Source organism: Pedobacter sp. Bi27 (assembly GCF_918698255.1).
Lineage (GTDB): Bacteria > Bacteroidota > Bacteroidia > Sphingobacteriales > Sphingobacteriaceae > Pedobacter.
In genome coordinates, this window is record NZ_CAKKMW010000001.1 from 377,449 (window position 1) to 401,818 (window position 24,370).

21 protein-coding genes are annotated in these 24,370 nt (G+C 38.3%); 6 read left to right on the forward strand and 15 right to left on the reverse strand.

The genetic code is table 11. The features are described 5' to 3' along the window. Window positions 1–18 precede the first annotated feature (18 nt). The 3 genes from LQ227_RS01350 (at window position 19) to LQ227_RS01360 (ending at window position 2,332) form a co-directional block, all read left to right on the forward strand. Window positions 19–879 carry an SDR family NAD(P)-dependent oxidoreductase gene (locus LQ227_RS01350; protein ID WP_230144038.1) on the forward strand — a complete coding sequence of 287 codons (861 nt, stop codon included), beginning with the start codon at window positions 19–21 and terminating at the stop codon, window positions 877–879. 66 nt (window positions 880–945) lie between these two features. Beyond that, window positions 946–1,869, forward strand: coding sequence for an AraC family transcriptional regulator (locus tag LQ227_RS01355; RefSeq protein WP_230144037.1), 924 nt, complete (start codon window positions 946–948; stop codon window positions 1,867–1,869). Between the two features lie 64 nt (window positions 1,870–1,933). Next, on the forward strand, window positions 1,934–2,332 hold the full coding sequence (locus LQ227_RS01360) for a hypothetical protein (RefSeq protein ID WP_230147907.1): 399 nt from the start codon (window positions 1,934–1,936) through the stop codon (window positions 2,330–2,332). A 120-nt stretch (window positions 2,333–2,452) separates the two neighbouring features. On the opposite strand, the gene LQ227_RS01365 is transcribed toward LQ227_RS01360, so the two are convergent. The 9 genes from LQ227_RS01365 to LQ227_RS01405 form a co-directional block, all read right to left on the reverse strand. Next, the gene (locus LQ227_RS01365) at window positions 2,453–3,802 is read right to left on the reverse strand and encodes an alkaline phosphatase family protein (RefSeq protein ID WP_230144035.1); all 1,350 of its coding nucleotides are present in this window, start codon (window positions 3,800–3,802) and stop codon (window positions 2,453–2,455) included. 3 nt (window positions 3,803–3,805) lie between these two features. Further along, entirely contained in the window at window positions 3,806–5,017 is a 1,212-nt protein-coding gene (gene eboE, locus LQ227_RS01370; RefSeq protein ID WP_230147909.1) for a metabolite traffic protein EboE, read from the reverse strand. Between the two features lie 3 nt (window positions 5,018–5,020). Further along, a complete protein-coding gene (locus LQ227_RS01375) occupies window positions 5,021–6,184 on the reverse strand; it encodes a 3-dehydroquinate synthase (RefSeq protein ID WP_230147910.1) in 1,164 nt (387 codons plus the stop codon). Window positions 6,185–6,211: 27 nt separating this feature from the next. Then, entirely contained in the window at window positions 6,212–7,096 is an 885-nt protein-coding gene (gene eboC / locus LQ227_RS01380; protein ID WP_230147911.1) for a UbiA-like protein EboC, read from the reverse strand. A 4-nt stretch (window positions 7,097–7,100) separates the two neighbouring features. After that, window positions 7,101–8,087, reverse strand: a complete 987-nt coding sequence (locus LQ227_RS01385; protein ID WP_230144031.1) for a TatD family hydrolase — start codon at window positions 8,085–8,087, stop codon at window positions 7,101–7,103. 26 nt (window positions 8,088–8,113) lie between these two features. Next, window positions 8,114–8,971: an EboA domain-containing protein gene (locus LQ227_RS01390; RefSeq protein WP_230147912.1), complete on the reverse strand. Its 858-nt coding sequence runs from the start codon at window positions 8,969–8,971 to the stop codon at window positions 8,114–8,116. 15 nt (window positions 8,972–8,986) lie between these two features. Further along, window positions 8,987–9,367 (reverse strand): transmembrane 220 family protein, encoded by a 381-nt coding sequence (locus tag LQ227_RS01395; protein WP_230147913.1) that lies wholly within the window; start codon window positions 9,365–9,367, stop codon window positions 8,987–8,989. Window positions 9,368–9,543: 176 nt separating this feature from the next. Then, window positions 9,544–10,077: a hypothetical protein gene (locus LQ227_RS01400; RefSeq protein ID WP_230144028.1), complete on the reverse strand. Its 534-nt coding sequence runs from the start codon at window positions 10,075–10,077 to the stop codon at window positions 9,544–9,546. Window positions 10,078–10,453: 376 nt separating this feature from the next. Next, the gene (locus LQ227_RS01405) at window positions 10,454–11,314 is read right to left on the reverse strand and encodes a LysR family transcriptional regulator (protein WP_230147914.1); all 861 of its coding nucleotides are present in this window, start codon (window positions 11,312–11,314) and stop codon (window positions 10,454–10,456) included. 72 nt (window positions 11,315–11,386) lie between these two features. Here LQ227_RS01405 and LQ227_RS01410 point away from each other — a divergent pair, with 72 nt between their 5' ends. Both LQ227_RS01410 and LQ227_RS01415 read left to right on the forward strand, forming a co-directional pair. Continuing rightward, complete coding sequence (locus tag LQ227_RS01410; RefSeq protein ID WP_230144026.1) at window positions 11,387–11,932, forward strand: GNAT family N-acetyltransferase; 546 nt, start codon at window positions 11,387–11,389, stop codon at window positions 11,930–11,932. Next, the gene (locus LQ227_RS01415; RefSeq protein ID WP_230144025.1) at window positions 11,932–12,834 is read left to right on the forward strand and encodes a DMT family transporter; all 903 of its coding nucleotides are present in this window, start codon (window positions 11,932–11,934) and stop codon (window positions 12,832–12,834) included. Before LQ227_RS01410 ends, LQ227_RS01415 begins: the two co-directional genes overlap by 1 nt. A 212-nt stretch (window positions 12,835–13,046) precedes the next feature. Here the strand turns inward: LQ227_RS01415 and LQ227_RS01420 are convergent, their stop codons facing one another. The 5 genes from LQ227_RS01420 to LQ227_RS01440 form a co-directional block, all read right to left on the reverse strand. Next, window positions 13,047–14,705, reverse strand: a complete 1,659-nt coding sequence (locus LQ227_RS01420; protein WP_230147916.1) for a hypothetical protein — start codon at window positions 14,703–14,705, stop codon at window positions 13,047–13,049. Then, the gene (locus LQ227_RS01425) at window positions 14,689–18,030 is read right to left on the reverse strand and encodes a hypothetical protein (protein ID WP_230147917.1); all 3,342 of its coding nucleotides are present in this window, start codon (window positions 18,028–18,030) and stop codon (window positions 14,689–14,691) included. The genes LQ227_RS01420 and LQ227_RS01425 overlap by 17 nt, the downstream gene beginning before the upstream one ends. Before the next feature lie 11 nt (window positions 18,031–18,041). Further along, complete coding sequence (locus tag LQ227_RS01430; RefSeq protein WP_230147918.1) at window positions 18,042–19,571, reverse strand: reverse transcriptase family protein; 1,530 nt, start codon at window positions 19,569–19,571, stop codon at window positions 18,042–18,044. A gap of 395 nt (window positions 19,572–19,966) precedes the next feature. Next, window positions 19,967–20,728, reverse strand: a complete 762-nt coding sequence (locus LQ227_RS01435) for a leucine-rich repeat domain-containing protein (RefSeq protein ID WP_230147919.1) — start codon at window positions 20,726–20,728, stop codon at window positions 19,967–19,969. A 13-nt stretch (window positions 20,729–20,741) separates the two neighbouring features. Continuing rightward, window positions 20,742–21,350, reverse strand: a complete 609-nt coding sequence (locus tag LQ227_RS01440; RefSeq protein WP_230147920.1) for a hypothetical protein — start codon at window positions 21,348–21,350, stop codon at window positions 20,742–20,744. 251 nt (window positions 21,351–21,601) lie between these two features. On the opposite strand from LQ227_RS01440, the gene LQ227_RS01445 reads away from it, so the two are divergent. Further along, window positions 21,602–23,593, forward strand: a complete 1,992-nt coding sequence (locus LQ227_RS01445) for a sensor histidine kinase (protein WP_230147922.1) — start codon at window positions 21,602–21,604, stop codon at window positions 23,591–23,593. A 71-nt stretch (window positions 23,594–23,664) separates the two neighbouring features. Here LQ227_RS01445 and LQ227_RS01450 read toward each other — a convergent pair whose 3' ends face one another. Next, a complete protein-coding gene (locus LQ227_RS01450) occupies window positions 23,665–24,288 on the reverse strand; it encodes a response regulator transcription factor (RefSeq protein ID WP_230147924.1) in 624 nt (207 codons plus the stop codon). Window positions 24,289–24,370 lie beyond the last annotated feature (82 nt).

Genomic DNA, 24,370 nt, shown 5'->3' on the forward strand with positions numbered 1-24,370 from the left:
TTTATTTAAATAAAAATTATGGGACATCAACAAGAAAATCAAGGTACAAATACCCCAATAACCAATAAGGTTTGGTTTATTACAGGCGCATCGCGTGGATTTGGGCGTGTGTGGGCAACTGCTGCCCTGGAACGTGGCGATAAGGTGGCTGCAACAGCACGGACGCTCTCCAGTATTGCCGACCTTCAGGAAAAATACAAAGAAAATGTATTGACACTGGAACTGGATGTGACCAATTATGAGCAGGTAGAAAAAACCGTTCAACAGGCCTACAAGCATTTTGGAAGATTGGATATTGTATTAAATAATGCTGGTTATTCGCTTGTTGGCACTATTGAAGAAGCCACCATTGATCAGGTTAAGGCCATGTACGATACCAACCTTTTTGGAGCGGTGGCTGTTATAAAAGCCGCCCTGCCTATATTGCGCAAACAAAATTACGGACATATTTTAGGTACTTCGAGCAACCTTGGTCATGTTGTTTTACCCGTTATCGGTTATTATAGTTCATCTAAATGGGCATTTGAGGCCATCCACGAAAGCCTGGCAGCAGAGGTAAAATCTTTTGGGATTAAAGTAACCATTATCGAACCCGGTGCCTATGCCACTGAGTTTGGAAGTCAGGCTTCTCTAAAGTTCGCTGATGGTATGGAGGTATACACCGACTTTAAAGCTCAGTTTTTTGAAGGTTTACAGCGTATGGAAAGAGGTAATCCGGAGGCTACACCAGATGCGATTTTTAAAATTGTTGATACTGAAAACCCACCTTTACGTTTCTTTCTCGGCAGCCATAACTTGCCTTGGGTACGTACCGCTTATGCAGAACGGATGGCCACTTGGGAAGAATGGGAACCAATATCAAACGCTGCACAAGGATAATTAAATAGAAAAACTTATCTATAACCGATAAACAAGGCTTATCGGTTATATTTGTATCATATCAATATGAAAAAGGAAGATAACAGCCCTTATAAATTCAATTCCTTATCGGAAGCACACCGGATAATGGGGCTGCCACAACCTAAACACCCGCTTATCAGCCTGATCAATAATGAAAATCACCCGGTTGAAATGAGCGGCCAGCCAAATTCGCACATCCTTAACTTTTATAAAATCTCTTACAAGCCAAAATTAAGCGGCAGGCTAAAATACGGGCAGAGTTATTATGATTTTGATGAAGGTGGTTTGTTGTTTGCTGCTCCGAACCAGATTATCGGCCATGAGCAGGATTTAGAATCAAGTGTTTGCTCATTATATACCTTATTGGTCCATCCTGATTTTTTATTGTCGTACCCTATCGCCAAAAAAATCAAAAGTTACGGTTTCTTTTCTTATTCAACTAACGAAGCATTACACCTGTCAGAAAAGGAAAAGGCAACCATTATTGCTATTTTTCAGAGTATTGAAGAAGAATTGAACAGCAGAATTGACGATTTTAGTCAGGATGTGATTATTACACAGATCGAATTGCTGTTGAATTACAGCAACCGTTTTTACAAACGCCAGTTTATTACACGCAAGGTGCTTAACAACGATCTTTTGCAAAAATTGGAAGAACTATTGGAAGCTTATTTTAATGATCGAACACCAATACTAAAGGGTTTACCAACTGTGCAGTATCTTTCCGATCATTTAAATATTTCGCCAAGTTATTTAAGCGATCTGCTCCGTTCGCTAACAGGACAGAACGCACAACAGCATATCCATCAAAAACTGATCGAGAAAGCAAAGGAAAAACTATCGGGCACCAGTTTATCGGTGAGCGAAGTAGCTTACGAACTGGGCTTTGAACATTCGCAATCTTTTAACAAACTCTTCAAGGCAAAAACCAAGGTTTCACCATTGGCATTTAGAAAAATGTTTAATTAACAAAAGAAAATTCTTAAGTAGCGTTTTGGTTCTCTACACCGTATAAGCTGTAAATTAAAGCTTTATGAAAAAGAGATTATTACTCCTCCTGGCTATAGCATGCCTTTTGTATGTATCATGCAAAAAATCAGACAACAACAATGACGGGCCGGGCGAAGTTTATGGTAAGTGGAAACTCATAGAAACAATGCAGGATCCCGGTGATGGAAGTGGCAGATATAAAAAGGTAAGCGGCCAGGCCAAATACCTTATTCTAAGCAAATCGGCAGATAAAGCCGGTAAATTTGAAGGTGATGCCCTGCCAGATTTATTTTCATTCAGGATTTTGGACAGTGTAAAAATGGAGGTTTACAGCAACACCTATAAAATGCCGATGACTTATTATTACAAAGTTTCGGCAAAATCGCTTCAACTTAATCCGCCCTGTATTGAGGGTTGTGGATACCGTTTCGTAAGGGAATAATAATAATCTTGTAGCTAAGGTTCTTAAAAAGCTTAATTTATTGGACTCAACAAGATCCTTCTTAAATACGATCGTTCTGCTAATTGGATAGCGATCAGATCAGCAGAACATCATTCTTATTTAAACAGTTAAACTATCCCATATCACCTGATAAACATCTGGTGCGCATAAGGTTTTATCCATTGCCTTTGAAGTAACCAGAACAGGTTTAAATTGATCAGCTACATTAATGCTGCCATGCGATCCTTTAACTAAAGTGGCATCAAGCGGAATTACATCCATTACATAACGGAAGCCGGCTTTTTTCCTTAAAAGTTTATACCCCGCCCTCAATTTAGAGGTCATGAACATTTCGACAGGATCGTAGCCTGGTTTTTTATGGATATCAACCACCCTAGCATAATCTGGGGCTTTGGTATCATCCAGCCAGAAATAATAGGTAAACCAGCTGTTTTCTTTTGCGGTAAGAACCAGATCTCCAGAACGTTCGTGATTAATATGGTGTTTCTCCTGTTCTGCCTTATCAAGCACCAATTCAATATCAGGTACATTTTTCAATAAGGCTTTTACCTGCTCGGTTACACTTTTATCGTTGATGTAAACATGCGCTACCTGATGGTCGGCCACTACAAAAGCTTTGGAAGCGCCCGCATCAAGCAATTCCAGCCCTCTCTCTTCACGGATCTGGATCAAACCGTTTTCCCTAAACAAACGGTTAAGGTGGATCGGTTTATTTACAGGCGCAATGCCATATTCGGAAAGTAAAATAATGCGCGCCCCCCTGCTTTCATAAAAACGCACCAATTCTTCTACCACCTGATCGATTTCTTTTAGTTCTGTACTGATTTTATCCTGTTCAGGGCCAAACTTTTGCAGGCAGTAATCTAAATGGGGTAAATAAATTAAAGTAAGCGTAGGATTGTGCAGCTTTTCAGTTTCCATCGAAGCATCTGCAATCCATTTTGTTGATTTAATATTCGCACCAGGGCCCCAGAACTGAAACAAGGGGAATTGCCCCAGTTTAGCCTGTAAATGGTCGCGTAATTCGGCAGGTTGCGAATAACAATCTGGTAACTTACGGCCATCGGCAAGGTAATTTGGCCGTGGTGTTACCGAAAAATCGGCTGTTGAATACATGTTGTACCACCAGAACATATTGGCACAGGTAAAATTCGGATCTTCTTTTTTAGCCTGATCCCATATTTTTTCAGCATTCACCAGTTTATTAGATTGTTTCCAGAATTTAATTTCTGCATCTGCATGATCGTACCATCCATTGCCCACAATACCATTCTCTGAAGGGTATTTACCAGTGAGATAACTCGACTGCACAGCCGTTGTAACTGCAGGCAATAAAGGTTCTATGGTAGTTAAATGGTTCTCAGCAATATATTTCTGAAGAAATGGCGTATGCGCCCCAATTACGGAAGCAGATAAAGCTACGATATCGATAACAACGGTTTTATGCATGTTCTATTTTTCTAATAAATTTTTAACCCAAGCCAGTTCCCTGATAATTGAATCGTTTAAAGGTGCTTTTAAAGCTGTTGGCAAAACTTCCCAGGTATAGGTTTCTACTTCTAAATGAGCGGTAAATGGATTATTTTTTTGCAAGTTCAATACCTCGGTAATATCCGATTGTGTAGATTGGATCAGCCCCATGTCCTCAACAAATATAGGCACATGAAAATGTGCCCGCCACTCCTCTACTTCAGGATTTTCTCCCGCTGCCAGTGCATCAGCAAGGTCGGGATAACGCAGCAGCGAACCATCATTTTTTCGGGCAATTACCTGATGGAGGTAAGTAGGCTCATCAAAACGGCCTAGTTGAGCCAATACGGCTGTTCTCTCCGATACAGCTGCAGGTAATTTAGCTTTCAATGCGGCACTGATCTGGATTTTTCCAATCTGAATGCCTTTATCCTGCAGTTCATTGATGATGGCTGTATGGGGTTCGTAACCGATTGCGAAATGACAAACATCATAACACAAACGGATATGCATTTTGATCAGATTTTCTGCTTCATTGGCGTTTAAACCCGATCGATCCGAAAAATATTTTTTTCCAGTTGGTAAAAGTTCGTTTTCAAACCAGTTGATAAATTCGGGACCAGATTCGAGAAAACCATCGGGTTCCGGTTCGATATCGAGATGGATGATTTTATCTGTCTTTTTAAAGATTTTTGCTAAACCTCCGGCAACTTCCAAAACATGTGTACTTGCAGTAACTGTAGCTTTTTCTCTTCCCAAAGCATCCTTAAACCAGGGTTTGTAGCTTAATGGCGATGTCGAAATGCCTCCATCCATACCTTCCGGGATTAACTGTGAAAGAATTTCTGCTAAACGGAGTGTATATTCAACGCGATCTCTCGTCGTCCAATCGGGGGCATGTACCTGATCTTTAACCCTGGTATGATGAAAACCGCCATATGGAAATCCGTTCATGGTAAAAACATATCCACCTTCCTGCTCGAGCCACTGCTTAAATGTTTCCAGGTGATTTTCTTCCAGCAATTCGATACTGGCGAGATTGGAAAGGCGTAAACCTATACCCATCGGTGCCTCTGGCGACAATTGCGCTTTTAATATCGGAAAACTATCTTTCAACACGGCAAAATGTGCCATCCAGTTTTCCCCTGCATAAATGTTGGTACAGAAGGTTAAATGTCCGGAAGTTAATTTCATAGCTTAATGTTGAATAATAGCAGTTTGGTTATTTAAGATTTCGGCCGCTTGTTTTAAAATGTCGGCATCAATTTCGTGAACTTCCTCTCCACTACCCAAACCTGTAAGTAAGGTAATGGTCAGCTCTCCACCAAGATGCTCCCTAAATTCTTCCAGTCCCTGCAAAATCGGACTGTTGCCTTCGGTAACCTGTAACAAAGGATGCGTTAATTCGAAACCAAGATGCTGAATCAGGGTGATTATCCTTTGTGCATCCTCAGTACTGATCCTGCCAGATAAATTGGAATACACAGCATCTAAGGCAATCCCCATGGCAACGGCTTCACCATGCCTCACTTCAAAATTAGTCAGATATTCTAGTTTATGGGCGCTCCAATGACCAAAATCTAATGGACGGGCCGAACCGTTTTCAAAAGGATCGGCACTGCGGATATGCTCCATATGGAGTTTTGCACATTTCCAGATCTGGTAGTTCATGGCTGTTATATCCCGCTGCGCAAGCGCCGTGACATTTGCTTCCAGCCACTCAAAAAACTCAGGGTCTTTAATCAATGCCACTTTAATTGCTTCGGCAATACCCGAACGCCAATCGCGATCGGATAAAGTGCTTAAAAATACTTCATCGTTAAAAACAGCGACAGGTGGCGAAAAAGTGCCCAAAAAGTTCTTTTTATTGAAATAATTAATTCCATTTTTCACGCCAACCCCCGAATCGTTCTGCGAAAGCACAGTACTTGGAATCCTGATGTGTTTAATACCACGGTGTGCAACCGTTGCCGCGTAGCCCACCATATCGAGCACAGCACCACCACCAATGGCAGCAACAAACGAATGCCTGTCGATACCATGAACATTGATGGCTTCCAACACCTGATCGAAATATCTGGTATCGTTTTTCACCTGCTCTCCTCCTGGAATGATCAGAATATCCTGAACCAGTTGCGTTTGAGGGTATTTTGAAAAATAGGCTTTAATCTGGGTGTTAAGGTCTTTGTGTGCATTTGCTACACCTTCATCTATTACAAACAAGATTTTCTTTACTGCAACAGCCGGATTTAGGTTAACCAAAAAACTATTCAACAGTTCGTTTTCAGGCAGAAAAAGCGATGAAGTAAAGAAAACATTATAATTATATTGTACGGTAAAGGATTGATGTAAATGTTCCATATCAATTTGAGAATGTGTGTTTGATGGTTAAGTAACGGCGAATAATTTAGATAGCCACATGGATAATGGCAATAAAGCTGCGATTATAAATGCCAAAATCAGGGCATCGAAAGTTACGGCCCAGGCTGCATCCATCAAAATAAGTGAAATTACGCCAGCTTTTACCGCCCCGCCGATATTTTTACCGATAGGCTCCTTTATTGCTTTTAAAAGTGGCCTGAAAATCATAAAGCTAAATGGAACCAGAAACAGCAGGGACCACAGCAACCTATCGTTTACAAAAGCAAAATAAGCAATCGCGCAGATCACAATTGCATACAGAAACGCAGCCAAATATAAGTTTTTAGCATGGCCTCCATGAACTTCGCCACGGCTGGTCATGGTGATGGAAAAAATATAAATTACCGGAATAAGGGCCAAATAATAATGACTGCACAGCATTGCCGGCACAATACTCAAACCCAGTAGCAAGTTAAATCCACGGCACAAGCCCATATTCAAGGGGCCGAAAAAAGAATGGTGTTTACCAAATTTATTATAAAGCAAAGCGAAAACGGCCACCAAAAGGGCCAATAATCCCGATGTTAAACTATTTAATGCAGCTAATGCAATACCGCCCAAAAGTAACAGGCTACCTAAAATGGTTGCATTTTTTAAGCTGATCAGCCCGCTGGGAATGGCCCGCTCCGGACGTTCTATTTTATCCAGATCGGCATCAAAAACATCGTTAAAAACGATTCCTCCTCCATACAAACAGGCTGTTGATGCGGCCAAAAACACAATGGATAACCACGGAATGGAGAGCCCACTGCTTAAGGCACCTGAGATGGCAATTCCTGCTAAAATATCGGCTACTGATGTAACAATATTGGCAGGGCGCATCATGCGCAGATAGACAATTATTTTTTTCAATACTTTAGCTGATGATGATAGATGATTTATCCGTTCTTGGCTGTTGTCCGCCACGCAAAATGGTATTGCCTTCGAATTTCTCGGTAAGGTCTACATTTTTTTGCGCATTAAAATCGGCTTCATCCAGCTGTCCGCTCTGTGCAAATGCGGTAATCGCATTATTGTAAGTAACCAGCTCAATAGCCTCATCGCTTAAACCACGTATTTTCATTAAAGCAGCGGTTTTTGGTACGGCTAAAGGATCGCTGATGCCCCAATCAGCAGCAGAATTTACCATAATCCGCTCTGGACCATATTGTTTTACAATTTCTACCATGCGCTCGTTACCCATTTTAGTAAACGGATAAATGGTAAAAGCAGCCCAAAAGCCTCTATCTAAAACCTCTTTTACTGTCTCTTCGTTATTGTGATCGATAATTATGCTATAAGGATCAAGGCCATGCTCCAAAGCAATATCCATACTGCGTTGTGTGCCTTTTTTCTTATCGCGGTGCGGTGTATGTACCTGTACTGGCAAACCTGCTTCTTTAGCAAGCTGAAGTTGTAGTCTATAATATTTTTCTTCGGCTGCAGTCTGATCGTCGAAACCGATTTCGCCTATGCCAACTACACCTTCTTTATAGATAAACAAGGGCAATATTTCCATTACCTGCTCTGCCAGTCTTTCGTTATTGGCTTCTCTTGAGTTAAGCCCAATGGTGCAATAATGTTTAATGCCAAATTGAGAAGAGCGGAAGCGCTCCCAGCCGATCAGGCTACTGTAATAATCTCTAAAACTATCCAATCCGGTACGTGGCTGCCCCAGCCAAAATGCGGGTTCTATCAAAGCAACAACTCCTGCATCAGCCATCGCCTGGTAATCGTCGGTCGTTCTCGAAGTCATGTGAACATGTGGGTCGAAGAATTTCATTCCCTTTACCGCACTGATATCGAACGCTTCAGGCTCCCCCATCAATGCTTTATCTCTTTCAATTGAACTACTGCAACACATATATTTCTATTTTGAATTTCTAATGGTTAAAATGAATCCCAGTTTAAGTTCCCTTCTGTGAGGGCCAACTTAAGTTCAGGAAAAGTGTTAATATAATCTTTTGCCGGCTGATATTCAGACTGCGCAACAGCAAGTGCAATAGCACGTTGTTCAATTTGGTCGTAATGCTGTAAACCGACTTTAAGGGTCTCAAAAATCTCGGCATTGATAAATTTACCAACCAGGCGCCAAAGCTGTGGGTTTACCTCTCGTTTGGCAGCCCAACGTTCTTTTGCATAATCAATCAAAGTTAATACAAGATCCAGATTGGCACGTTGATCTAAACCAACGATGAACTTAATATTTTTTTCGGTAAAGAATGCCTTCAGCACCAATTGGTTCCAGGCAGCTTCATCCAGATTTCCTGAAGGATAGGGATTGTTTTCCATTATCGCTTCCAAAACCGACCCGATATTACTCCTGATCCCTTCAGCACAACGTTTTACCCAAATTTCAGGATGCGCCAAAAACGGCAAGGCCGAATACAAAGCCACCGCCTCATTCATTTCTGCCGACAGGAATAACCGATCGACAGTTGCGTATAGTTTCTCCTGATCTATTGAATTTAAGGTGCTCAGCAACCAAACGCGACAAAGCCGATCTATTGTCCAGTTACGAATATAACTGATTCCAGCCTCCTCTATTAAAACCTTTTGCTCTTCGTTAAGTTGAATAAGCGATTTCCCGGTTTTGCGCGGTACCATCACAAATGCCTGACTGATTTTATTGCTTTGATCAGCAGATTGTATTATACTTTCCAACCAGTTCTGGCCATCTGCACCTACATTGCTTTTTACAATAGTTGATAAAGCTTTTTGGATAGCCATCGTATCATCACCTTTCATAAAGTACTAAATCTATTAGCTGGCAATACCCGCCGAAACAAAATAATTGATCAACAACGCGCCCGCAATAATCAACAAACCAAAAAATTCTCTCGTTTGTTCGATGTAAGGTTTTGTGGCCTGCATGCTCTGCACAAGGCTCTCGCGTCTGTATTTGGTAATCCAATCTCGTACACCATCTTTTGCGAAGAACAGGATAGCAGCATAAATTAAGTAGAAAGCAGTTAAAAACAGATACGCGAAAGGATAAAATTTACCCGCCGCAGCCAATCCGCAGCATATTGCGGCACTTAAATAGATAGATACCCAAAGAAAAGCATCGTTATCATTTAAATTTACATAGGCAAAGCCTAAAAACGAGATGCAAAAAATAATGTTGAGAATAATTAAAAGCATTTTAAATTATTTGGTTTAAAACAAGCTAAATCGATTTCTTGATTTTTTTCATTGAAAAACAAAGTTATTTAAACTGAATGCTTTTTTTGCTTAAAAATTGTAAATTATATACTGCTATAAAAGTTTTTTTTGATTAAAAATGAATAATAAAACGTTAAATGCGAATAATATATATCCTAGCTTAGCGAAGGAAAAATAGCATCGAACATAATATTGGCCTGTCCCTTAATTAAATCAATATCTTCATGTTTATTATTAACCAATAAATAGGTGCTGTTTTTTTCTTCCATGAAATGGCTAAAATATGCTTCACCAATAAGATTATAAACAGCATAACGATATATTTTAAAACGTTTTGTACAATCCTTACTTTCCTCGTAAGACCTTTTTGGATCAAAGGTATGCGATCCTAAAAAACCAAAGCTTGCTATAGGATTCTTTTTCAATATCTGTAATATAAGCTGTATACAGGTTGCCACAATTTTACCCATCTTATTTTCACCAGTGAGGACATTGAATTTCCTTGGATGTTTTTTTAAACGTGCAGGAAAAAATTTCAACACATAAATATTGAAAAGATACTCTTCAACCTCTATATGATATTTTTCTTTCTGAGTTTTAAAAATATAAGTTGTTCGCTCTTTTAAGTACTGAGCTCCTTGAAATTTATTGGTAAAATGTTTTGTAAATGGATATGAATGATCAAACATTAAGGTATCAAGTGCTTGTATGCTTGTGAACGTCCATTATTGATTTGACTGGAAGTCACACGTACAAGATTTGATTTTGATGTAGAGTTGATTTTAACACAAGAATTTTTGGCCGAAACTGCACTGTTATAAGGTGCTTTATTTTGTCCGTATGAATTGTTATTGCTACCCATGATAATTCTTTTAAGTGTAAAATAATAACAACGATCAATTTAAATTGTTATTATTCATTTCTACTTACTTATTGAGAGTGACTAATTTTCATCAAAGTTAAAGTATTTTCATCATATTTCAATAAATATTCTTTTTCCCTATAATTGTAAATAAATATGTATCAAAACTTTATCAAAAAATTATGTAGAATATCTATTTAGCACTAAAATACAAGCTTTAAAATATTCGCAAGCACAGGATTATGGTCATCGGCACGCCAATTAATCAATATATCGGTTTTAAAAGGCAAGGGAATAAACCGTAAGCCAGGACTTTGATGGTGCATATAAGAATCAGGCAAAATGGCTATTCCCAATCCCTTGCGTACGAGTGCAATAATTGTAGATCCAAATTCTGAATGTAGAAATACATCAGGAACAAAATCGTAAGATTTGAAAAGTGCCTGAATAATCTCGCTATAGCTACTCCCCTCATCCTTAGTGGGCAGGATAAATTTTTGTGCTTTAAGGCGCTCCGTAGATAAATCTTCAAATCTTTTAAAAGAATGTGCTAACGGAACCACCAGCGCCAGATGATCAGAGTAGATTTTTTTTGATTTAATCCCCTGCTCACTGGTAATATCCCTCGTAATGGCCAGATCAATTTTATAGTTCTTTAGAAAATCCAGCTGATTTTCATATAAAACCTGTACCAACTTAATTTGAAGCTGTGGAAATGCCTGCGTTATCTTAGCCAAAATATCGGGCATGATAGAAGCCGATATTGAATCAGGATGTGCAATGGTAATGGTCCCGCGCTCGCCTAAATGGATCTGTTTTGCAAACTGATGGATATATTCGAGCTCACTTAACTCGACTTCCCATTTTTCTTTTAAGAATTTACCCGCCGGAGTGAGCTTCACATTACGCTTATTACGTTCGAAGAGCTGCAGACCCAATTCATTTTCGAGCGACTGAATTTGGCGGGTTAGGGCTGACTGCGTGATATTTACCTTTTCAGCTGTTTTCCAATAATGAAGCTGTTCTGCCAGGGCCAAAAAATACTTGATTCGCTGAAGATCCATTAATGCAAAATACGCATTAATAAATGAAAAAATAGCATTTTATTACATTTAAAGAGTTGTTACATTCGTGCCATGGAGCAGATTATAATCGAAAGGGCAACCCTGGCTGATATCAACAAATTACAGGAGATCGGGAGAACAACATTTTCTGAAGCTTTCGCGGAGGTAAACACTGAGGAAAACATGAAAGATTACCTCGAAAAAGGCTTTTCGGAAGAAAAACTGAAAGCGGAACTGAGTAATCAGGATTCTCAGTTTTATTTTGCACAGCTTGATGGAAAAGTTATTGGCTATTTAAAGATCAACATTGGGCAGGCACAAACCGAAAAACTGGATCCTGATGCACTTGAAATTGAGCGTATTTACCTTCTAAAAGCATTTTATGGTCAGAGAGTTGGCCAGCTACTGTATCAAAAGGCCATTGATATTGCGCTTGAAATGCAAGCCAGTTATGTATGGCTGGGCGTATGGGAAGAAAATTACAGGGCATTAAGATTTTATGAAAAAAATGGCTTTACACCTTTCGGCAAGCATAAGTTTTGGCTTGGAGATGATGAACAAACAGATCTGATGATGAAAAAAGAATTGGTTAACGATCATGAATTAAAAGTATCCTAATGGAAAAAAGAAACCTCTTTTTGATTTTATTGATACTGGGTACTGCGTTCTGGGGAATTTCATTTTCTGTTACCAAGCTTGCTATCGGACAGCACCAACCTGTTTTGTTTTTGTTCTACCGTTTTTTACTCGCCACAATGGTTCTATCGGTTATTTTTTGGAAATATGTAAAAAAGCTTGATTCGACCGCTATTAAAACTGGCGCAAGTTTGGCTATTCCGCTGGTACTTGGCATTTATTTGCAAACACTGGGTATCACACATACATCGGCATCGCAATGTTCATTTGTAGCCGGAATAACCGTTGTAATGATTCCGGTGATTAAACTTGTTATTTATCGAAAACCTGCAGCACTAAAAATATGGATTGCGGCATTTACAGCGCTAATTGGGCTTTTTGTAATATCGGTTACTGATAAATTCAACATTGGAACCGGAGATTTATACACTATCGTCGGCGCTTTTTGTTTCGCCATATATTTAATCCAGATTGAAAAAGAATCGATAGCAGGCGACATTATCCCTACCATTGTGCCTATGTTTGCCACTTGCGCCATATTAACTTTTCTATTAACATTTATTCAAGGAAACGCCACCTGGATTCCTCAGCAAGAAACATTTTGGATTGGAATCATTTTTTGTGCGCTATTTTCAACGGCATATATGTACACCATATCGAATATTTCTCAAAAGTACATTAGCGCCGAAAGGGTATCCATCATCTATCTTTTCGAACCTATTTTCGGCGCTTTCGCAGCACACTTTATTTTGGGAGAAGAAATTACGTCAAGGTTATTGATTGGAGGCGGAATGATATTTCTGGCAACACTGATCTCCGAACTGAAGTGGCGAATGCCAAATCCATTTGCAATGCTTAAGGTATCGAAGGAGAAAAAATATTAGGCTTATTTTATTAAGCTAGGAGTTCGGCACAAGAATAATAATTTAACCACAGATAGGAAGGATGCACACAGATATGAAAATCCGTGTTTATCTGTGTGCATCTGTGGTTAAAAACGCCTAACTTAACATCATTGAGCATCTGTAGAGGCGGTACCTGATTTTAGGAATTGTTATTGCTAGCTTATAGATACACCTTAAGGAAAATTGTCTTTTTAGTTCGCTGCAACTTTAACCGCATTGTTCTGCAACATCATTCTGGTTGCCAAAATGTGCTCACAAGGTCCTTTCTTAAGTTTATTGCTCAGATAAAAAGCGCATTCGCAGGTACCTTCAATTAAGCGCTGATCTTTATCAATCAAAGCCAGCGTACTAAAAGTTTCGTTTTTAGTTTTCACTTTACCCTTTATTTCAAGTACATCATTTTCTATTTTGGTGGCTATTTTCACATGATCTTTCGTTATAAATTCGTTCGCAATTTTTTCTTGCTCGCTACCAAAACGTAAAGCAGTAAAATCAAGCGGTTCCTGGCTTAGCTCTCTTACACGATAAACACCCTGTTTCAAATCGTAAATTACACGCCCCGCCTGCGTGTAAGCTGTTAACGCCGACGAAACCACAGCAGCGCTTAGTCCGGTTTTTGTTGTTATTTCTGCTGTCGATGCAAACCAGGTTTCTTTTAAAGTAGTAAAAACCTGTTGTTTGGTTAATATATCTACATTTCCACGAGGTGCCATTAAGTCGAAATTACCGGCCCTGCTCCAATCGTTATTTGTCCAGCCTGATAATCCAAGCGTAAAAGTCATATCGCCTAAATCGGCCATAAAAAAAGAAGGCAAACCAGAACCCAATAAAACAACTTTAAAACTTTTTGCAATCGGAATTAAACGTTCCAGAATCATCAACCTTCTTCTGCCCCAAATTCTAATTGTCTTTTCCTCCGAACCGGTGTAAATAGAGCGATGGAAAGTTAAGGTTTCATACCAAGGCTCAATAACCAGGCGTACTGGTTGGCCTGGCGCTAAAATAAACCGTAAAGCACGTGGCCCAGCAGTTTCTTTAAAACGGCGTAAGTATTGGCAAAGACTAAAAACATCCATCGGATGCAATTCGAATGCAGTTGCGGGCAAAGTCATTGCTGCACTCACCTGCAAAAAGCCCCTCACCCACGAATCTGGTAAATCTATTTTAACCTCTTTATAAACCTCTTCGTTAGTGGTTTTCGCCTCAAATCCCGAAGGATCAATTTTAAATGATGTATCCTTATAACCCCTTATTTTTTGAAATTCGCCATATAATTCTGCCGAGTAATCAATATTGGTCGTACCACATTTAAATTCATTAATTTCTGTAAACACATTATAGTTACAGCTTAGCTTGCCATATGAAGACTCATCTTGACTAAAACATTCGAAAAACAACTCATCAGGATGGACAGTGATCACAGGATCAAGAACAACCCATGCATCGCGATCATTTTTATACAAGTAATCGAAGTACCTACTCTTTGCTTTGTTAAATGGCCCTAGTACCCGATCTTTTTCCCGATAAATCTGCTTTAAATCATTTCTAATTTCTTCAATGCGATTTCTCACCTGTTCAATCTGGAAACCAGCCATGTATTCGCCTAACCAAAGTTTTTCCTGTTCTTCTGCCCAGGCTTTATATTCAGCTTTATCTTTTGGTTTGTAACGAAGGTCGGAAACAACTACATCATGCAATGCAGATATTGCCTCGCGAAACGCAATCTTTTTATTTAATTTTCCAACAAAAAAAGTTGGATCACGCAGTGCATCAGGCGCAAAACGCATTGCTGTTTCATTCGCATCGTTACTGATGGAAGTATTTCCGCTATATTTATAATTGAATAACATGCGCTTCGTTTTTGATGATGAGATGCATATCCAAATCAGGATATTGCGTTTTAATTTTTGTTAAAATATCGATACAAACAGCCTTATCCTGAATGGTTGATTGTGCTGAAACATCATCCAAAATACTTATTGCCCAAATTGCAGTTTCCACATTCTTTATCGATTCCTGATGTAGAAAGTTAAAAATACGATCCTTGGCAACCCTACCTTTGTTCACACGGGTAAGTGCCGAACGGAAGTAAAATGTTAACTCCCGCAGTAAATCAGGTTTATCTTTAGCATACATGGATAGGTAGCTACTTAAAAAAGCCTGAACATTTACACTTGGATGCTCGCTTAATTTCGTTAAATAATCTAAGGCATGTGCTGCATTGAAAAACCGGGTAATCATTTCCTTGCCAAAGCTTTCAACATCTGGTCTGATCGAATCTATAATCGCAATTAAAGTATCTGGGTCCCAATCTGCTTCCATAAACTCAGTTTTAAAAAAATGAAATGCATAAGCCCTGGTATCGTCCCATTTCGAATCTAACAGGTAAAGTGACTGATTCCTTTCCGCTCTGATTCGTGATACATGTTGCTTGAAATAATTCCAGCTCCATTGGCGGATGGCAAGGATTTCATGACTACCAAAAGAAATAATCTGCCGCAAAGAAAAACGATCCGGGTTATCATAAGCTTTCAGGATTTCATACCCTGCCAACTGACTAATCCGGTACTGGGCATGAATCAGTTTTGTAATATCTTTCGGTTGTAAGCCACTGCTCCAATACGGCTTTAAATTTTGCAGTAAAAATTCGCTTAACCTCGTATGTGCACCTTCAAACTTCTCTTTACGCATCAAAGCATAAGCAAAATGTGGCACAATAGCATTCCCAATTTCGGATTGATGAGCAAATAGCTTCCCGATAATTTTAAATACAGCATCCAAAACTTTCTCATCGCTACTATCAATGAGACTGAGTAACAATTGGATATTTTCAACAATAAAATGCTCAGGGTATTGATTTAACAGCTCGATACCACCATCGCGGACTTCAGGAAATTCACTAAGCAATAACATTTTTGTTAAAGAGATCGGAATTTCCGTTGGAGAAACCTTTTTAACCTTATGCAGTAATATTTTCGTCGCCAAAATTTTATTGGCATTTAATCCCGATGATATTAACTGCTCTACAATATTCCAGCTCAATCTTTCCATTTGCGTTTCAGCAAACAAAGCTAAACGATCAATAGCATTTTTAGCTTGAAGATTGTTGTCATCTGTATTTTCAAAATGAAGTAGTTCAGTAATTACTTTACCTAAAACAGCCTGTTTCCTATCCTCAGAAAACAGGTATTTCTGTAATGTTTCATTGATCCAATTTTTGCTTTCCTCTTGGGCGTTGAATAGCACAATCAACAAAAATTCAATATCATTAAAATACAGTTCGATATTTCGGCTAACCAATTCTTGCGCCCAAAGCCTGGCGTTTCTACTATTGCAAGCCAATACTTCGGCAACAAAAACAGGGTTTTGAGCAAGCTTGCTTTCTTCGTTTTTCAGTATTTCAAACCCAAACTGATTTGGTAAATCGAATTTACTATTTAACAGTTGCAAAATCGAGCGTTCATCAAAACGCTGGATAATCTCTTCGTACTGTGGATGAGCCGTTAACCTTTCGTAAGCAAAAAGATGTATTCTATCCATCTCAGCTTGCATCAACAATTGTATATAAGCTTGAGGCATAGCATCCCAAAGCTCGGGGTACAGCTCCAAACGGGGCACACTTTTCACCTCTGTTCTTGGAGTAGTATCTTGCTCAACCACTGGCAGAGGTGGTGGTATTACATTTTTCTTACCAAATAAGCTTTTAAAAATATTCTTAGCCGCATCAATTACCGAAACACCGTTGTCACTGTTAAAACCTGTATTTGATCTGGCAGCTACCGCTCGAACATTGGCCGCGTTGTAATAATAATCAGGGCTGGTTACCGTTCTACTGTTGATTATAAACCTTAAATTAGATTGCAATTGGCGCTTCGGATCATTCCCAAAAAGGATGGTAGAAAGCAGTAATGATTCCGAACATTCGGGATAATTGACAATTACATAAGCGTATTGTTTCGTTTTATAATTATACCGGCCATATTCGCTTAATGGCTTCTCTTCAGCAATAGAATAATCTTTTTCTTTATACTGCAGTAAAGTATTAACTGCAAGTTTTAAATATGCAGATGCATCATTCGTTGCCCCAGCATTTTTAAGAAATTCGACTGCATTTTTCTGAAAATAGGTTTTAGTGTATTGCGAAAATGCGAGCTTACTATCTTTATTTTTAAGTTCTGCTCCTACCTTAACGGTGAGGTCTATAGCGGTTAAATATTGCCTGTAATTAGAATCAAGCGAATATGTTCGCCTAAACATAGCGGGTTGTTTCTCGAAACCATAAAATAAAATAGCCAAAGTTGTTACATCGTTTCTTAACTGCGCCAGCTTGTAAATTGCCCTTAGGTGTTTAAAAAACGGTGGTTTGTACGGGCAGGCTTTCAATATACTATTAAGTATGGGCAATAAAGTTGGCTGCACTTTGCATAATAAATAAAGAGTGGTAAAATAATCTACCTCTTTATCTTTTAAATTTTGATCTAAAGTAGCCTTAAGCAAGGCTAAATCATCTGTTTCTACAGCATATCTTATTTCTGCAGGTAGCTTCTCTAATAGCAGATTAATAATCTTTTGCTGCTCAGCATCCCTAGTAATCGTCAAAAGCCCCTCAAAAGCCATGTTTATGATATGACTTTTTTGCTTGATATTATTAGCCAAAGCCATAAACAGTGGCCCGGCTGTAACCGCATTTAATTTTGTCAACGCATATAAGGCCGCGTAAGTTTGCATTTCGTTCCCTCTTGTTGCCAGCTTGATGATAAACGGAATAGCCTCTTGCACGTTTAACATGCCGGCTTTCCAAATTACCCGACTGGTTTTCCATTCGGTTCTGAAACTGTTTCTACCAACTACAGCATCCTGCAGGCGCTGCAAAATTGTACCATTTAAAGTATCGGGCTCAACCATATCTAAGGATGGGAGTTCCATAAATACTTCCGTTTCGGTTTGATAACCTTTTTTGCGTTTTTCGTTTTCCAATTCTGCAAAAAGCACTTCAGCATTGGCCAAAGGCAATGCAGCAGGTGTTTTAGTTCCTTCTTTAAGTGTACTTCCTCTTCTACCGTATCTAAAATTCACCAGGAATTCGTTTGCAGAAAGCTCGCAAAGATCAATCTCATATACCTTATCAGATTTCCCTTCTTTAAAAAATAATTTACTTTGTTTAATGAGTTTCATATACAAAACGTTTAAAGAATATTCCACCAATCGTACTGTTTGGCATCATTTGATGGTTTTATGGGAGTTTCTAATTTAACTTCAGGCACTATTTCAACTACAATAGTTTCAATTTTAACTTCAACAAGCTCTTTCTCGATAGCTGGATAACCATGTTTAGCAATAATATTTTCGAGCTGAACTTTAAAAGCAGCAGCCTTGCTCTTATTTACCATTTTCACGAAATTGATATAACCCTCTACAGCGTTGATCAGGTTTTTAGCATTACCCCATTTCTGTCCGTTCCAGCCATGTGATTCTATATTGTGCAAAAGCGCTCTAAATTTGCGCAGTTGATCTCGCTGAACATTTAATTTTTCATTTACAACAATTCCGGTAACCTTTTGCAGATTGCCTTTTCGCATGATATGCGTTTTCGCAGGGTGCATGGTAAAACCTTCTGATTCTATGATCTTTTTGAGAAAAAACAATAAACTGGCAATATTTTTTTCGTTCTCTTTTGTTGTTGAAAAACTTAAATCATCAGCATATCGGGTATAGACAAAGTTGAATTTCGATGCTAATCCTGTAATTTTCTTATCAAGTTTAAATGCGATTAAATTGCTAATTGCCGGACTCGCAGGAGAACCTTGCGGTAGCACGCGATCTCCTTTTTGCACGTAATAAGATACGCCATCCATTTCTACATGTTCTGTTTCTGCAGAGGTACAAATTAGGCCAAACACAGTAGCAAGTTGTTCTGAGTAGCCCAATTTATGGAATAACCCCTTTACGCGTTTGTAACTAATGCTTGGAAAGAAATCTTTTAAATCGACATTAATAACAATGTCTTTTTCGAGATGTGGCTGCGCATTGCTGATGATGGAGCGTTCTTTGATAAAGCCATGAACATGATCATTAATTTCAATACGGTTCAAAATGTGCTCCAATACCCAGAGTTGCAAAGCTTTTAATTTGGATTTTGGTGCCGATATCAGCCTTTTCCCTCCTGTTTTTTTAGGAATTTCGAAAGTGTGGTAATGATTGATCCGGGAAACTTTTCTTTGATAGAGCAAGTATCGTAAAGTGGATAAATCTGCACCTATGGCTGATGCAAAATCAATAATTTGATTAAAAACCGGCAGATTAAATTTCTGTAAAGTTTCTACATCAGATTCCTTTTGGTTTAAGCCACCTGATACGCCATTACCCAAATAAATAATTTGCTGTTGCTGAATATTCGTCCAGTTTGCAGCCTTATCATCTTTCTTTTGTTTGTTTTTTTGCTTGGTTAATGCTCTTTTATCCTTTGCCAATTTCATGCGCGCTTTACGCATTTCTTTTAGCATGGCTTCTTGATTCTGGTATTTACGATCCTGCGCCAAAAGATTGTTCAGCTCTTGGTTTGCAACAAGTTCCCGTTTAATTAAAACTTCTGGTAAACTTGGCGTATCAGATGATTCCCAAAAACCAAGACGTTGCATTTCTTCAAGGATATAACTTTCTTTAGAGGTAGTCCGAATACGGTCGTAGATTTGTTGTCGGCTCAGTTTTTCTGCCATTTGGAGCTTGATTTAGTTAAAAAGCCCTGTCTTTTTTATAAAACAGGGCCTGAATTTAAAATCCTTCGTATTTTCATAGGACTATATCAATCAACTCCAGAGAGCATGTACTATACGTACGGTTAAACTCGTGGAGTATGGAACCGAAACCGTACGTATAGTACGTGTTCTCCCCATAAAGATTGCAGGTAGTGCCGAGTGTCAAATATTAGTTCATCGATGACGAAACATCACCATTTTCTTATTCAGAAAAAGCAAGGTATTTTTTAAATCCACGGGCAATATAGAAATAAATATTTCGATTTTGAAACTAATTTATAAGTTAATCTCAAATTTTATTTTTACAATAAGGGAGGTGTTTTAAAGGAAAGAAATCAGCTTTGATGCGAGAAACTTTACCATTCCATTCTGCCCAAACTTACCGTTCCGCTCATATTAACATTGGTTAAGAGGGTGTAAGAGCAGTCTAACTGTTTAAGTTTTCTTAAGCCATATATATCGAGCTCAACCAAAGGATTATCTCTCAGAGACAATTCTTCAAGATCTTTAAACTTACTAAAATCTAATTTTGTTAATTGATTTTCAGCTAATCTGATCAGCTTTACCGCAGGGCATCCTGTTACTTTAAACTCGGTTAGCCTGTTTTTTTGAAACTCAATATGCACAAGTTTTGGAAGATTTGAAATGCTCACTTTACTAACTGCATTCTGTAGCATGTTTATATCTTCAAGCTTTTGGAGTCCTGTAAAATCTATTACACTGATTTGATTCTGATGGATGTATAAATTTTTGAGGTTTATCAATCCCTTAAGGTTAACGCGCTGAATCTGGTTGTTGTAGCCAAAAATATTTTCCAGGTTTTTCATTCCTTCCAGATCCAGTACCTGTACCTGGTTATTCCAAAAGCTTAGCTCTTTTAGGTTCGTAAAATTTTTAATCCCCACCAACGAACTGATACCTGCCTGATCTAAACTGAGCTTAGTTACTTTTTGTGCTTCAGCAAGCTGAATTTCTCCATCTTCATTAAGATCTATGCCCTGAACAACCAACTTCTTCTTAAAATTCAGATCCGGAATCTTTATCGTTTGGGCAAAAGCACCAAAAGGTATGATCACCCCTATAATGATGAGGTACCAATACACATATTTTTTCTTCATTGTTTTTCTTAATTTAATTGCTCACGATTATATTTACTACTGCGCCAGCTTCTTTAACCTCAACAAACCCGCGTACTTCATTTTCAATAAAAACGTCGTAATGTTGATCTTCATAAATTGGCGACGAGCCTAAAGCATATCCATAAACATTATAAGAGGTGCTTGTGCCGGTTTGAACAGCAACTGTTTTTTGCCTGGCAAAGGCTATCCAGCTAATTGCATAATACTTTCCTGGTTTCAGGTTGGTGAACTGAAACGTTCCCTTATCATCCAAAAATCTGCCTTCTACCCGGTAAGTAAATGCAACAGGACTCATAGTGGCCTGTTTTCTACGGCTATTAAATTTTTTCTTCAACTCCAAAAATTCGGTAAAATAAGGTGTTACCGGGAATAGCAAGATCTGGCTTCCTTTAACACCAAAATTATCTTTTCCTTTTTTCTTCAATGTGGCAGTTCCCTGTATGGTAGCCGTTCCTTTTTCCATCAATCTGGCCGTTTCTGATTCATTAAAAGGAGTAGCAGGAAGAACCCATTCTGGGGCTTTCTGTGCATAGCCCATCATGCTACAATATAAAAGCAACATTTTAACCAGCAATATTTTTGGTATTCTTTTGTTCATCATTTTTTCAAAGTTTCACTGGCTCATCATATAATTATAAATCAACGGTTTTGCCGGTATTTTTTAATTTCTAACCACCTTAATATGATACCCAAAGTTAGACTGGAACACATCTGTATGTATCCCTGATTTCGGGGATATTTGATTTTATTGCCATGTTTGTTCTGAAATGAACAGTAGAAAAGTTTACCAGGTATTATAGCTGAATTGTATAGTTTTAGCTATGTTTGATACTCATCATCTATGTGCTTTTAATGAAAAAAACCGCTCTATCCTGTTTATTTATGGTTTGCGTTTACCTATCATTTGCGCAATTGCCCATAACAGATGTACGCTATCCAGATAGTTTGTTGAAATTTTTGGCAAATGCCAAATCTGATAGCGTAAAAGCGCGTTCACTGTTCCTTTTATCAGATTATTGGTCAAACAGCGATACCTTAAAATCCAAAAACTTCCTTGCAAAAGGTTTAAAATATGGCGATAAATACCCTTACGTTAAGGCGCTTTACTATTATTATCTGGGCGGGTATTATTTTTCGACCAATAGTGCGAAAAGTGAAACCAACTATTTGGAAGCCGACAAACAGCTATCGAAATTTAACAGCAAAGAGGCATTTCTTTTCAGAAGTAAATGTTGGTCGAAATATGCCATTTTAGAATTCAGTATAAAAGACAACTCCATTACATCTATCGATATTTTCATAAACAAAGTTATTCCCCTGATAAAAAAAACAGGCAATGTTCAACATCTGGCGGTGAATTATCATAATATAGCGATGATATTTATGGATTGCCAGCAATACGACAAAGCAGCGGAATATCTCCGGTTGTCTATTTCGTTATTGGATAAACAACCCACCGTATATATTAATGAATTGTACCAAAACCACATCAGTCTTAGTCGAAATTATTTATTTCAAAACAATACATTATCTGCAAAAAAAGAATTAGACAAGGCTAAAGCTTTTCTTATTGAAACTACAAGCCCCATAAATTACATGAAATTCTACGTAGTAGAAGGAACATATTATACAACTGTCAAAGCATATAGCAAAGCATTACAGGCTTTAAAAAAGGGGGAAGTGCTCGCTGTGCAATCAAAAGAATATAATATGCAGCGAAATTTATCTTTAGAGATGTATCGGCTGTTCATCAAGCAAAAAGCATATCAAAAAGCCTTAGCAGTTTTAAGAAAAAATGTAGAAGGCCTTGTTATACATAAGCACTCTTCGGATGATTTGATTTATTATTTTGAACTATCAGAAACCTACGGCAAACTGGGCAACAGTAAAATGGCCTATACCTGGCTTAAAAAATATAGCAAATTAAAGGATAGTATAAATGCCCGAGAGGTTGAACACAAAATAAGTGCATTGGAAGTAAAATTTAAAACAGCAGAAAAAGAGAAAAAAATAATTGCCCTTAATGCCGAAAATGAAAAAGCAAACCTATCGGCACAAAACAGCAAGCTATTAAGCTGGTTATTTGGTATAGCTTGTTTGTTTTTACTCATCGTTGCCATTTTGGGGTGGCTTTTTTATAGGAGCAGTAAAAAACTAACGATACAAAAAGATTTAAACCACCAGCAACAAATAGAAGATTTTGACCGCAGGCAGGAAATTAAAATTGTTCAGGCGATGTTAAATGCCAAAGAAGAGGAACAGAACAGGGTTGCCCGCGATCTGCACGATGGATTGGGCGGAACCCTTGCGGGAATCAAGATCAATCTTTCTCATTACGCCACAAAAAAGAAAAGCAACGATGATCCTGAACTGTACCAAATCATGGATCAGATGGAAGGTTCGATCAATGAACTGCGCCACATAGCGCACGACATGATGCCAGAAATGTTGCTCAAATTTGGACTGGAAGAATCATTAAAAGATTTATGCACATCGTTAACATCTGAAAAACTGAACATTGATTTAAAATACCTGGGCGCTAAACGTGTATTTTTGCCACACCAGCAAATTAATATATACCGCATTATACAGGAGGCAATGCACAATGCCGTTAAACATGCAGAGGCACAAAACATTTTGTTGCAGTGCTCGCAAAACGATAATATATTTTATATCACCATAGAAGATGATGGCAAGGGTTTTGATCCCGCCTATTTAACTAAAGGTATGGGCATTCAGAATATAAAAAACAGGGTAGCCTATTTAGATGGTGAAATGGAAATTTTATCGGCCGAAAATAAACCAGGCACTTCTATTAATATAGAATTGAATTTTACTGCTTAACGACTATTTTGCTTAGATCTTTAATACAAGCAATTTACTAGTCGTTATCTATCTTATAAAAAGTTTTTTAATTATATCAATCCATACTTTATAGCCAGGTTTACTACTGCCGACATACTGGCTACTTCAAATTTTTCGATCAGATTTTTACGGTGGCTCTCTACCGTATGAGGGCTAATAAATAAGTGTGTGGCTATTTGCCCCGTGGTTAGCCCTTTGCCCACCAGCTCCAGTACTTCTTTTTCTCTGCGGGTAATGTGTGGTATTTCTACCAAGTTGCCTTTTTGGTGGCTGTACATAATCTCTTTCGATTTGGTGCACAGGTATTTTTGGCCACTTAAAATGGTCTGAATGGCCAATATGATCTCTTGACCTACAGAATTTTTAAGAACATAACCATTTGCACCGCTTTGTAAAACACTTTTAATTACAGGCCGTTCATTATGCATGCTCAGCGCAATAATACCAACTTGAGTATCGGTCTTTCTTACCTGTTTGCATATTTCTACGCCGCTTATATCTGGCAGGCTTATATCAAGCAATACCACATTTGGCTTTAAATTGTTTATTCCAGCTAAACCTGTCTGTCCGGTATTGTAACAGGCTACTACCTCCATATCATCATGGTTAGTAAGCAGGTTTTTCAATCCGTCGGATACAATGGGATGGTCGTCTATAATAATTACTTTAATCATTTTAAGTCAATTGGCTAATACCATTAAGTAATCACGCTAGCTGTAATATTCTTGGTCATTCAATATCAGCCAACTAAAATAT

Coding starts and splice junctions, on each gene's coding strand:
- LQ227_RS01390 (WP_230147912.1), bottom strand. CDS start 8,971: ATGAAAGGTGATGATACGATGGCTATCCAAAAAGCTTTATCAACTATT.
- LQ227_RS01425 (WP_230147917.1), bottom strand. CDS start 18,030: ATGAAACTCATTAAACAAAGTAAATTATTTTTTAAAGAAGGGAAATCT.
- LQ227_RS01415 (WP_230144025.1), top strand. CDS start 11,932: ATGGAAAAAAGAAACCTCTTTTTGATTTTATTGATACTGGGTACTGCG.
- LQ227_RS01395 (WP_230147913.1), bottom strand. CDS start 9,367: ATGCTTTTAATTATTCTCAACATTATTTTTTGCATCTCGTTTTTAGGC.
- LQ227_RS01350 (WP_230144038.1), top strand. CDS start 19: ATGGGACATCAACAAGAAAATCAAGGTACAAATACCCCAATAACCAAT.
- LQ227_RS01420 (WP_230147916.1), bottom strand. CDS start 14,705: ATGTTATTCAATTATAAATATAGCGGAAATACTTCCATCAGTAACGAT.
- LQ227_RS01450 (WP_230147924.1), bottom strand. CDS start 24,288: ATGATTAAAGTAATTATTATAGACGACCATCCCATTGTATCCGACGGA.
- LQ227_RS01410 (WP_230144026.1), top strand. CDS start 11,387: ATGGAGCAGATTATAATCGAAAGGGCAACCCTGGCTGATATCAACAAA.
- LQ227_RS01400 (WP_230144028.1), bottom strand. CDS start 10,077: ATGTTTGATCATTCATATCCATTTACAAAACATTTTACCAATAAATTT.
- LQ227_RS01435 (WP_230147919.1), bottom strand. CDS start 20,728: ATGAAGAAAAAATATGTGTATTGGTACCTCATCATTATAGGGGTGATC.
- LQ227_RS01385 (WP_230144031.1), bottom strand. CDS start 8,087: ATGTGTTGCAGTAGTTCAATTGAAAGAGATAAAGCATTGATGGGGGAG.
- LQ227_RS01430 (WP_230147918.1), bottom strand. CDS start 19,571: ATGGCAGAAAAACTGAGCCGACAACAAATCTACGACCGTATTCGGACT.
- LQ227_RS01405 (WP_230147914.1), bottom strand. CDS start 11,314: ATGGATCTTCAGCGAATCAAGTATTTTTTGGCCCTGGCAGAACAGCTT.
- LQ227_RS01440 (WP_230147920.1), bottom strand. CDS start 21,350: ATGATGAACAAAAGAATACCAAAAATATTGCTGGTTAAAATGTTGCTT.
- LQ227_RS01360 (WP_230147907.1), top strand. CDS start 1,934: ATGAAAAAGAGATTATTACTCCTCCTGGCTATAGCATGCCTTTTGTAT.
- LQ227_RS01365 (WP_230144035.1), bottom strand. CDS start 3,802: ATGCATAAAACCGTTGTTATCGATATCGTAGCTTTATCTGCTTCCGTA.
- LQ227_RS01375 (WP_230147910.1), bottom strand. CDS start 6,184: ATGGAACATTTACATCAATCCTTTACCGTACAATATAATTATAATGTT.
- eboE (WP_230147909.1), bottom strand. CDS start 5,017: ATGAAATTAACTTCCGGACATTTAACCTTCTGTACCAACATTTATGCA.
- LQ227_RS01445 (WP_230147922.1), top strand. CDS start 21,602: ATGAAAAAAACCGCTCTATCCTGTTTATTTATGGTTTGCGTTTACCTA.
- LQ227_RS01355 (WP_230144037.1), top strand. CDS start 946: ATGAAAAAGGAAGATAACAGCCCTTATAAATTCAATTCCTTATCGGAA.